The organism is Stieleria sp. (genome assembly GCF_041595215.1).
GTDB lineage: Bacteria > Planctomycetota > Planctomycetia > Pirellulales > Pirellulaceae > Stieleria > Stieleria magnilauensis.
Window position 1 is genome coordinate 1 of record NZ_JBFHKV010000184.1, and the last position, 10,231, is coordinate 10,231.

The window sequence follows — 10,231 nt, forward strand, 5'->3', positions numbered from 1 at the left end:
ACCGCCGGCCGACATCCCCGACTCGCTGAATCACTTCATCGCGTTTCGCATCGCCAACGTCGATTCGCTGGCGTTGCCCCAGCCACCGCCGGGGAGCCAGCCCCCGCCGGGGAACCAGCCGACGCCGGGGAAACCCGCGTTTGTGTGTCTGCCAGTCCAGCAGTGGCACCATGAGGAACACGTCGCGATCAAGTCCGCCGCGACGGTCTTGATGGTGTACGAAGTGGAAGCCAAGGCGTCAGAAGGCAAGGTGACGACCATCGACCCCTTCGGACTCAACGTCCTGAAGACCGGCCAAAACACCTACGTCTACGTCGAAGGCAAACGTGCTCCGTAGTGGCAAGCTGGAAGCTTACGCCACGGATCGCTTACGTCACGGGGCGGTGTTGAATTCTGTGGATTGGGTGAAGTTGACCTGAGGGGAAAGACGATGGGGTGGTAAGGATTGTGCTTGGACACCGGTGCAACATTTTGACCCCTCGAACCGGCAAGGACGCTGGCGTGAGCAAGACTGAATCGCAAAACGCAGGCAAGTTTGATAGCAACCAGGACAGTCGTGTTGCGGATCACCGCGACCGGCTCAGCGGCATCGTCGCGGTCGCCGGTGGGGGCGTGTTGGCGGGCGTGTTCTACGCGGTGATTTACGTCACGCAGTGGGCCGCGCTGGAACGCTACTTCCTCGGTCACCCCGTTGCCATCGCGGCGACCATTTTGTTCTGTGTCGCTGTTTCGATCTTGTCGCTCAAGTCATGGGCGACGCGTCAGCAATGGTCGCTGCTTCGCCGGGCCGATGACGCGGCGTTGGCACCGCGGCGAGAAACCGATTCGCCGACCCAACAGTTTCGCGATCGCCACGACGCGGGGTTTGTCGCCCAAGCATGGTCGAGCAACTTGGCCAAGCTGCCGCGCGACATCGGTCGATCTCAGCTGGTCGTTCGTCTCCGCGAGGTCTTGATGCGGCAATCCGGCCGCGGGACGACGAAACACTTGGCGGACGACTTGCGCGAGCTTTCGTCGCGGGACGCCGATTCCGCCCACGACTCCTTCGCCCTGATCCGCATCATCGTGTGGGCGATTCCGATGCTGGGCTTTTTGGGCACCGTGATCGGGATCACGCAAACACTCGGCGGGTTGGATTTTTCCAACGGCAACGCCGCGGTCGACAATTTGAAGAGCGGCTTGTACGTCGCATTTGATACGACTGCGTTGGGGTTGGTGCTGTCGATCGTCGCGATCTTTTTACAGTTTCCGGTCGAACGCAGCGAGCAACAGTTGTTGGCCGCCATCGACGAACGCGTCGGCTACTTGACCGGATTGCATCTGCCCGGTGACGAAGCCGCCGACAATCAATTCGAATTGTTGGCCCAGTTGTGCGAAGGCGTCCGCGCGGCCGTCGCAGAATCGTTGAGCAATCAGACGACGTTGTGGCGTCAAACGATCGACGAAGCACAAGGCTACTGGCAACAAGCCCACAACGTCCAATCACAAAGCTTCATCGATGCGGTGGAGCAAACGCTGGTGCCCGCACTGCGTGATCACGCCGGGCAGATGGAGTTTTCGACTCAGCGGAATCGCGAACAGCTCGGGATTCAATTCGACAAGTGGCAGTCGCAACTCGCCGCGTGGCAACAAACGATCATTGCCGGTGCGGACGCGATGACGAAACAGCAGGCGATGATGTTGGACCAGGTCGATCAGGCCGCGTTGGTTCGCGAGCAAGCCAGTTCGGTGTTGAACCTACAGCAAACGCTGGCGGCGAACTTGAACTTGTTGGACGAAACAAACCGTCGTATCGATGAAAACATTGGGGCTGCGGCCGGACAGGGCATGGCCGACGCCATGATCGTGTTGGCCCGCGCCGTCGATGTGTTGGCCCGTGAAATGACCGTGGTTAAGTCGAACGTGACGCACGATTCGAGGCGGGCTGCATGAGCGGGCGGCGACGAAAGACCCTTTCGCCGACGCTGTTTCCATTCCTGGCCGTCTTGGTTTGCACGCTGGGAACCTTGATTCTGTTGTTGGCATTGGTGGCACAAAACACCTCCGACGCGGCCCAGCAGATCGCCGAGAGGGCGGCCCAAGAAACCACACGCGTTCCGGGGCAGCTGACCGTCGGTGACGTCGAGTTGTTGGTCGAAGAGGAAGCGTTTCGCTTGGGCGAATTGATTTCGTTTCGCGAAGCACAAACCGGTGACCTGGAAGACCGACGCAACCAACTGGCTCACGTCGAAGATCACATGCGACGCATTCGTCAGCGATTGAAACAGATCGGCGAGGCGATGGAGCAGGCGATGTCGGACGACCCGCCGTCAGCCGCGACCGCCGAAGAACTGAAATCGTTGAACGAACAGCTGGTCAAAGAGCAGTTGGTTGTGAAGAAGTTGCGGGAGGAAATCAAAACCGCCAAGCCGCGTTTCGTCATCGTCCCGCACCAAGGCCCTAACGGCACCGAGCGTCGGCCGATCTATTTGGAATGCACCGCCAAGGGCGTGACGATCTGGCCCGAAGGCGTCGCCATCACTCGGACACAACTCGAGCAAACATCGCGGCACGCCAATCCGCTCGATGACGCGCTCCGCGCCGCACGTTATCACGCGATGCAACAATACGGCGACGCCATCCCGCCCTATCCCATGTTGTTGGTTCGCCCCGAGGGCGTCGACAGCTATTACGCCGCCCGCGCGGCGATGTTGGATTGGGATGATCAGTTCGGGTACGAACTGGTTCCGTCGGACGTCAACCTCGCCTACCCCAACCCCGATCCGGCCATGCGAGAGCGGATGGAATATGCGATCAACCAGGCACTCGATCGGATGACGCAACAATCGATCGCACGATCAATCCGTGGGGCGGGCAGCCGCTCTCCGGCCGGTCCCGGCGGAACGGGCGGAAACTTTGACCGCCAAACCTCGGCCAGTAACGCCCGGCAGTCGTCGGCACCGTCCGGCCCAGCGGCGGTGGCCGAAAGCCCCTATGGCGGTTCGGGCTCCGTCAGTTCACAGGCGGGCCAACCACCCGAGCCAGTCAAACCGGTGCCGCGTCTGTCGGTTTCACAGATGGATCGTCAGGGCCGACAAAGCGGTTTTCGCGACCATCGCATGTTCCCGACCCGAACCTACGGCCGCAGCGGCGGTGGCGAGCCCTCACCGATCACTTCCGAAGCCGCCAAGCGACGGTTGGAGCGGCAGCTGCAAGATTCCGCGTCTTCGTTTGCAGAGGTGGACTCCGATCGCGATCTGAATCAGGCCGCGATGACGGCGGTTGACCAGATCGCCGCCGGGACAAACTCGGGATCGCCGGATCAAACCCAGCCCCAGCCGAACACCCCCGATGCAAACGCACTCGGATTGCAATTGCCATCCAGCGGTGGTGCCGATTCCCAATCGGCGATGTTGGCGCAAGGCAACGCCGACTCCGGCGGTCGGCAACGCGTCAACGGCAAGGCGAGTGCGCAAACCAAGGACAATCCGGCAGGGATCGGTCCCATGGCCGGTGCGCCGATGGGGATGAACCGGTTGGATCAACCCAAGGTTTCACAGCGCATGAAAGCCGGTCAACCGACTGACGGCCAAGTTCCCAACGCGGCCGATCAGAAACCCGCGTCCAGCGAACAAGCGACGTCGCGGAAGCCCGGTGCGTTGGTGCAGCGCAACGGCGCCGACTGGGCGCTGCCCAGCAGTGTCGTGTTGGCGCGTGGCAACGAGATTGTTCGGTCGGTTCGTCTGCAAGTTCACGCCGATCGTTTCATCTTGTTGCCCGACGCCGGGATGCGCCAGAGCGAAACGTTTTTGATCGAACCGGACGGCGTCAATCTGGCGACGCTGCAACTGGCGACCTCGGTCCGAGATCGGATCGAACGTTGGGGGGCTGCGGCGCCCGGTGCGCGATGGTCGCCACGGTTGAAGGTGGACGTCATGCCAGGAGCTGAATTGCGATACGACCAGTGGCAACGATTGATGACCGGCAGCGGGCTACCGATCCAACGCACCGGTGACGACCAAGCCGCCGGGTACACGCAGGCAGAAAACAACCCGCGAGGTGAACGGAAATGAGCGGGCGACATCGCAGAGAAGGAGTTTCGGTGGGGCACGATGCCTTTTTGGACATCGTCGCCAACCTGGTCGGCATCCTGATCATTCTGGTTGTGGTGTTAGGCGCCCAATCAGAAGCGATCATGCGCGAAGCAAAGCCGCAGGTGCAAGAACCGCTGGATCCCAAAGCACGTGTTGCCGGTGAAGCGGAGATGGAAACGTTGGTCACGATGGCGGCCCGCGCCGCGTCGGCACAGGCCGATTCGATGCGACTGGAGCGAACGATCAAAGTCTTGGATTCCAAGATCGCACAGCAAGCCGAACGTCGTACGATCCTGTTGACCTTACTGACCGAAGCCGAAGCGGCTTGGGAAGACGAACAAGCGAAGCTGGACGATGCCAATCGCCAAGCCGCGATCCGTAGCGCCGAAGCGTCAAAGCTGAAGAACGAACTGGCCGAGTTGGCCGGGGCGCGAACGCAATTGGAAAGCAAGCAGCCGCCGATCGTCGCGATCTCCCACCTGCCGACTCCGATGGCCAAGACCGTGTTCGGCGAAGAGGTCTATTTTCGTTTGAAGGACGATCGATTGTCCGTGATTCCGTTTGAGTTGTTGGCCGATGAGATCGGTCGCAATTTTCGTCGCACGTCGTCGAGTCTTCGCGAGGGCGTCAGTGATGCGGCGGTCGGTCCGGTCCGCGGCTACGTCGCGCGGTACGTGCTCAACCGGAGCAACGAATTGGTCAGCAACGGCAATGCGATCGCCAGGATGAGTCGCGCTCGCGTGGTGGTCGCGTCATTCGAGCCGCTGCGAGAGCCCTATGGAACTCCGATCGATCAGGTGCTGGCCAACGATGATTGGTTGGATGTCGAACTGTCGGGATACCCGCCGGGCACGACGACGGTGACGGTCGCGGTCTATCCAGACAGCTACGGTTCGTTCCGCAAGTTGCGTGAGAAGATTTATGCCAAGGGTTACGCGTCGGCGGCGCGACCGATCAAAGAGGGCAGTCCGATCTACGTGAACTTCGCCGGCGGCGGGACGAGGTCGGTGGCGCAGTAGGTCACGCTGTGCGTGGTATTTGGCATGCACAGCATGCCCTACGGATAAATCAACAGGCCGGGAACCGGCCGGCAGAGCCGGCGAGGGTGGCAAGCAGGATGCTGACCCCACTTACTGCAGCGCTTTGTCGCTGATGTCTTTGCGGCACCAGGCGCCGGGCCAACGGATTTTTTGGACGGCGGTATAGGCCTTCAGTTTTGCGGCGCTGATGGTGTTGCCGATTGCGGTGACGCCCAGGACACGCCCGCCGTCATTGACGACGTTGCCATCGACGGTGGTCGTTCCGGCGTGGAAGACTTTCACATCGTCGACCTTTGCCGCCTCGTCCAGTCCGGTGATCACACGACCCTTTTCATAGCTGCCCGGGTAGCCTTCGCTGGCCATCACGACGCACAGACTGGGGCGCTCGTCCCATTCCAGCGGTTCGAGTTCGGACAGCTTTCCGTCGGCGGCGGCGACCAGGACGTCAAACAAATCTGATTTCAGCCGCATCAACAGCGGTTGGCATTCCGGGTCACCGAACCGGACGTTGAACTCCAGCACTTTGGGGCCGGCCGCGGTCAGCATCAATCCGGCGTACAGCACGCCTTTAAATGGTTTCCGCGCCCGTTTCATCGCGTGGACGACGGGGACCAGCACGTCGGATTCGATCTTTTCAAACATCGCCTCGTCGACGATCGGTGTGGGGCAGTAAGCGCCCATGCCGCCGGTATTGGGACCGCGGTCGCCATCGTGGGCCGGTTTATGATCTTGGGCGGCCGGCAGCGAGATGATGGTTTCGCCGTCGGTGATCGCCAGCACGCTGGCTTCCTGGCCGATCAGTTTTTCTTCGATGATCAATTCGTTGCCCGCTTCGCCGAACTCCTTTTGTCCGGCGATGCGATCGATCGCCTGCAGCGCGTCGCTACGTGTTTCGCAAACGATGACGCCTTTGCCGGCGGCCAACCCGTCGGCTTTGACAACGACCGGGACCTGGTCGGTCGGCTCGCTGTACTTGTCTTTGATGTACCGCGAGGCGTCGTCGGCATTTCGAAAGGTGCGATAATCGGCCGTCGGGATGTCGGCGGTGTGCAGCAGGTTTTTGCAAAACACCTTGCTGCCTTCCAGTTCCGCCGCGGCGGCCGAGGGGCCAAAGACGCGCAGCCCGGCGGCTTCGAGTGCGTCGACCAGTCCGAGCACCAGCGGCGCTTCGGGGCCGACGATGGTCAAGTCGATCGCGTTGGTCTTGGCAAATTCGACCAGCTGGTCGACATCCGTGGCTGCAATGTCAACGTTGGTCGCTTCCAGCGCGGTGCCTGCATTGCCCGGCGCGACAAATACTTCCGTCACCTTGGGGCTCTGCCCCAGTTTCCAGGCGAGGGCATGTTCTCGCCCGCCGCTGCCGACCACCAAAACTTTCATCACATTCACCGCGGGAAGGATTCATCCAAAGGGGTTTCGTTAATTGGGGGCAATGTAATTGTTTGACGCGATTGATGGCAGATGGCGCCTTCCAGCGATTGCTTGCCGAGGGCCTCTGTCCCAATACCGCTCAATCGACAAAGTTTTGACCAGCGCGGGGCCCGTAGGCTCGCGCCAAACGGCTGATCATCAATTGACATCAGCCGGTTCGCGCCAGCGCGAGCGGCGCCCCCAATGTCGATTTTGCGGTATTGGGCTCTGTCCGTGTGGCTTTGCATAAAAGCAGTGTTAGCGACACAAGTCGCTTTTTGCCCCAAGGGCATGCATATCCCTAGCCTGGGGCAAGCAAACCACGCATTTGCGACGGTTGCGCCGCCCCAGGAACAGGCCGTTGGCCAAAACCATCCACCCAGAACAGATCTGACAGGCAAAAGATGTGGAGATACCGATGCCTACCAGGAGGGTGACGCTAGAAAACGGCACGACCTCGATTCGGGAGGGTGACTGAACCTCCCGACCGCAGCGCGGCGCGGGCCATGGGGGCGGATTTCCACCCGCGCCGACGGGACTTCCAGGAGCTTTATCGTTCATTAGCGGTAGACATTTTTTCCTTCGAGCGTATAATCCCACGTGACCCCCCGGGAGTCGTGTTTCTGTCGCCTATGCACCCCACCCCACCCCAATGGCGACGCGACTCCCGACGACTAGTTTTTGAGAAGGTGGCGGCCGACTGAGTCCCCCGCTCCGGTTCGGCCGCCGCCTTTTTCATTGCTCGTCCTGAACGAGGCTTTGTGAGAGCTTTCGACGTCACTGCTGGACGCGGTCTTAATCTGCGCTCGCGGACCAATTACACTCGTTGCGTTCTAGGCATCCACCACTCGAGGAGTTTAAGTGTGAACCACTTTGTATCTATGACCCGATTGTTTGTTCCGACGGCCGTCGTGATCGCCGTCAGCACGTTGCTGACCGCGGTTTCCCCCGCCCAGGCCCAGGAAACTGGAACGTTGCGGATGACGTTCAAGCTCAAGGGCGCCGCGAAGAGTTTTCCTCCGATCACGCCCAACGTGGACCAAGCGTTCTGCGGCTCGAAAATGATCCCGGACGAGACCTTGGTCGTGAATTCCAAGAACAACGGCATCAAGAATGTGATCGTGTACGTCTACACCGGGCGTCGCGGCACCCAGTTGCCGCCGATGGAATTGGAGCCCGAAACCCACACCTTGGCGAACCAGGATTGTCGTTTCGAGCCCCATGTCGTGATCGCCAAGAAAGGTGACACGATCAAAGTCACCAACCCGGACAAGGTCGGGCACAACGCCAATTTCCAGTTCTTCAACAACACCCAGCAAAACCTCACCGTTCCCGCGGGTGGGGCGGTCGAAATCGAGCTGAAAGAAGACGAGCCGGCGCCGATTCCGGTCGCCTGCAATATTCATAACTGGATGAAGGCTCAAGTCGTCGTGCTCGATCACCCCTTTGCCGCGGTCAGCGATGAAGACGGCGTGTTGGAGATCAAGGGATTGCCCGTCGGAGAAGTCGTTTTTCGTGCCAACCACGAAAACGGATCTCTCAAAGACGTGATCGTCAACGGTGAAGAAACCGAATGGCGAAGCAGCAAGTTCGAAGTCGAGATCAAACCCGGTCTGAACGACATGGGCACGATCGAGGTCCCCGCCGACGCGTTCTAAGCGACGAGCGGATGAGACAGACCGGCGCGTCGCCGGCGGCTGGATCGCCAAGTGCTTTCCACGGTCTGAGACGTGCCCGGCCATGAACGAACCCTGCGGCGTAACGCTGCGAAGCATTTTTTTAGCGGTAGGGCGCGAGCCCTCCGGTGTTTCGGGAACGTTGAGCGACCGGAGGGCTTGCGCCCTGCCGCGAACACCTCGTCAAACGCAGGGAATAAATGCTTCACAGCGTTGCCCGCGGCGGTTCGATCTGGCCGCTGCGGGGAAACTGCGACAATTGATTCGGTTGGTTCATTCGATCGCGTTCGGTTACGCTGCTCCTATGAGACCAACCTTCTGCAGAACGTCGATTTTTTCGGTGCCGCCTGGCTCGGCACCCGTGTTCGTCCCGGTTCGGCTTGCCCCAATCCTGTGGGCCGGGGTCCTGTCCGCGGCAGCCTTACTGTGCGGCTGTGATGCACCGGTGGAGCAGTATCCGCCGAATCAGGTTTATTCGCTGGTCGTCTCGGCCAAGCTGGATGCCCCAACCGAACTCGCCGCAGAGGATACGACCGCGGCGTTGGAAGTTTGGTTCGGCACGCCGATCGAACCACGCTGGCCCGCCGACCAGATGTCGCGCGACGCAGCCAAGTCGCTTGTTCGGCTGGAGAATTTGCAGCGGGCTGCCGGGCCGGTTTACAGCGATCAAGACAATCGGCACTTCGGGCTCTTCAACGAGCACTGCGTGACCTGCCACGGGGTTTCCGGCGGCGGGAACGGTCCTGCATCGTTGTTGCAAAACCCCTATCCGCGTGACTTTCGCCCCGGCGTTTACAAGTGGAAATCGACCCAGCGGGGTGCCAAGCCGACCCGCCAGGACTTGATGACGATTCTGCGTCATGGTGCACCCGGGACAGCGATGCCGTCGTTCCAGCGGCTTTCCGATGAGGATTTGGAAGCTTTGGTCGACTACGTCATCTACTTGTCGGTTCGGGGCGAATTCGAACGGCGTTTGCTGACCGAAGCGGTGGTCGAGTTGGGTTATGAAGAGTCGCGGCCCGATGACGACGCCAGTTTGTTGACGCTGGCGAATTTTGACCAAGATGCGTTCGCCATGGAGGTGGCCCGAGACACCCTGGACCGCATCACCGGCCAATGGGTCGACGCCCCGCAAGACGTGATCGCCGTGCCGGAGGAAACACCGGACGATGCGGATTCGATCGCGCGGGGGAATGAGTTGTTTCACGGCCCGATCGCCAATTGTGTCGGTTGCCATGGAAAACAAGGCGGTGGAGAAATCGTCACCTTCGACTTTGACGACTGGACGAAAGAATTTACCGAAGGCATCGCGGTCACGCCGACCGATCGAGAGGCGGTGCGGCCGTTCCGCAAAGCGGGCGCATTGCGACCGCGGCAGATTCGCCCCAGAAAGTTGACCGACGGTGTTTATCGCGGCGGCGGAGATCCCGAGACGCTGTACCGCCGGATTGTTGCCGGGATCGCCGGCACACCGATGGCCGGACGAAGCGTGTCGGATCAGCCGTCGGACAAAGAACTGACCAGCGACCAGGTTTGGGACATCGTGCATTACGTTCGGTCGCTTGATGAGGCAAAACCATGAGTCGTGACAGTTACCGCAGCGTCGGAGCCATCGTCGGTCTGGGGCTGGGGATCGCATTGATGGTGATGGCCGGGCAACGTGGGGTGTTGCCGGGAGCGATCTTTGGTGCCGGCGGGGCGCTGGCCGGCGGCATCCTCGGCGAGAAAATCCACGCGATGCGTCATGGAGGATAGCGGCTGGGGCCGTCGTGGGACGGGCTGTCAGCCTGTCGATCCCACCGTTGTCAGACCCGATTGAGAATTGATGAGCGAAAACGAATTCAGCGAAACGAATCACAGCCTCGCCGGAGAGCGGTCACCGTTGCTGCACCGCTTGGCGGTGTTGTCGGTGTGTCTGGTCTGGCCGTTGATTTGGGTCGGCGGTTTGGTGACCACGTACGACGCGGGGATGGCGGTTCCCGATTGGCCTGGGACTTACGGATACAACCTATTTTTGTACCCGCTGTCGACT

At 60.7% G+C, this 10,231-nt stretch carries 8 protein-coding genes and 1 pseudogene; 8 read left to right on the top strand and 1 reads right to left on the bottom strand.

What is annotated here, in order from left to right; translation table 11 throughout:
- The 4 genes from ABX749_RS09555 to ABX749_RS09570 form a co-directional block, all read left to right on the top strand.
- On the top strand, nucleotides 1-337 hold a 337-nt coding region (locus ABX749_RS09555; RefSeq protein ID WP_372895776.1), incomplete at its 5' end, for a hypothetical protein.
- A gap of 164 nt (nucleotides 338-501) precedes the next feature.
- Nucleotides 502-1,932, top strand: a complete 1,431-nt coding sequence (locus ABX749_RS09560; protein WP_372895777.1) for a MotA/TolQ/ExbB proton channel family protein — start codon at nucleotides 502-504, stop codon at nucleotides 1,930-1,932.
- Entirely contained in the window at nucleotides 1,929-4,052 is a 2,124-nt protein-coding gene (locus tag ABX749_RS09565) for a hypothetical protein (protein ID WP_372895778.1), read from the top strand. Before ABX749_RS09560 ends, ABX749_RS09565 begins: the two co-directional genes overlap by 4 nt.
- Before the next feature lie 29 nt (nucleotides 4,053-4,081).
- Nucleotides 4,082-5,092 carry a hypothetical protein gene (locus ABX749_RS09570; RefSeq protein ID WP_372895779.1) on the top strand — a complete coding sequence of 337 codons (1,011 nt, stop codon included), beginning with the start codon at nucleotides 4,082-4,084 and terminating at the stop codon, nucleotides 5,090-5,092.
- Between the two features lie 111 nt (nucleotides 5,093-5,203).
- Here ABX749_RS09570 and purD read toward each other — a convergent pair whose 3' ends face one another.
- Nucleotides 5,204-6,493, bottom strand: coding sequence for a phosphoribosylamine--glycine ligase (gene purD / locus ABX749_RS09575; RefSeq protein WP_372895780.1), 1,290 nt, complete (start codon nucleotides 6,491-6,493; stop codon nucleotides 5,204-5,206).
- A gap of 911 nt (nucleotides 6,494-7,404) precedes the next feature.
- On the opposite strand from purD, the gene ABX749_RS09580 reads away from it, so the two are divergent.
- The 4 genes and pseudogenes from ABX749_RS09580 to ABX749_RS09595 all read left to right on the top strand — a co-directional run.
- A complete protein-coding gene (locus ABX749_RS09580; protein WP_372895781.1) occupies nucleotides 7,405-8,181 on the top strand; it encodes a methylamine utilization protein in 777 nt (258 codons plus the stop codon).
- A 358-nt stretch (nucleotides 8,182-8,539) separates the two neighbouring features.
- Nucleotides 8,540-9,781, top strand: a complete 1,242-nt coding sequence (locus ABX749_RS09585; RefSeq protein WP_372895782.1) for a cytochrome c — start codon at nucleotides 8,540-8,542, stop codon at nucleotides 9,779-9,781.
- Nucleotides 9,778-9,954 carry a hypothetical protein gene (locus tag ABX749_RS09590; RefSeq protein WP_372895783.1) on the top strand — a complete coding sequence of 59 codons (177 nt, stop codon included), beginning with the start codon at nucleotides 9,778-9,780 and terminating at the stop codon, nucleotides 9,952-9,954. Before ABX749_RS09585 ends, ABX749_RS09590 begins: the two co-directional genes overlap by 4 nt.
- A gap of 70 nt (nucleotides 9,955-10,024) precedes the next feature.
- Nucleotides 10,025-10,231, top strand: a pseudogene (locus tag ABX749_RS09595) (cytochrome oxidase assembly protein); the annotation flags it as partial.

What these genes read in the sequence shown, in the direction of transcription:
- ABX749_RS09565 (WP_372895778.1), top strand. Translation starts at nt 1,929, where the DNA reads ATGAGCGGGCGGCGACGAAAGACCCTTTCGCCGACGCTGTTTCCATTC.
- purD (WP_372895780.1), bottom strand. Translation starts at nt 6,493, where the DNA reads ATGAAAGTTTTGGTGGTCGGCAGCGGCGGGCGAGAACATGCCCTCGCC.
- ABX749_RS09580 (WP_372895781.1), top strand. Translation starts at nt 7,405, where the DNA reads ATGACCCGATTGTTTGTTCCGACGGCCGTCGTGATCGCCGTCAGCACG.
- ABX749_RS09590 (WP_372895783.1), top strand. Translation starts at nt 9,778, where the DNA reads ATGAGTCGTGACAGTTACCGCAGCGTCGGAGCCATCGTCGGTCTGGGG.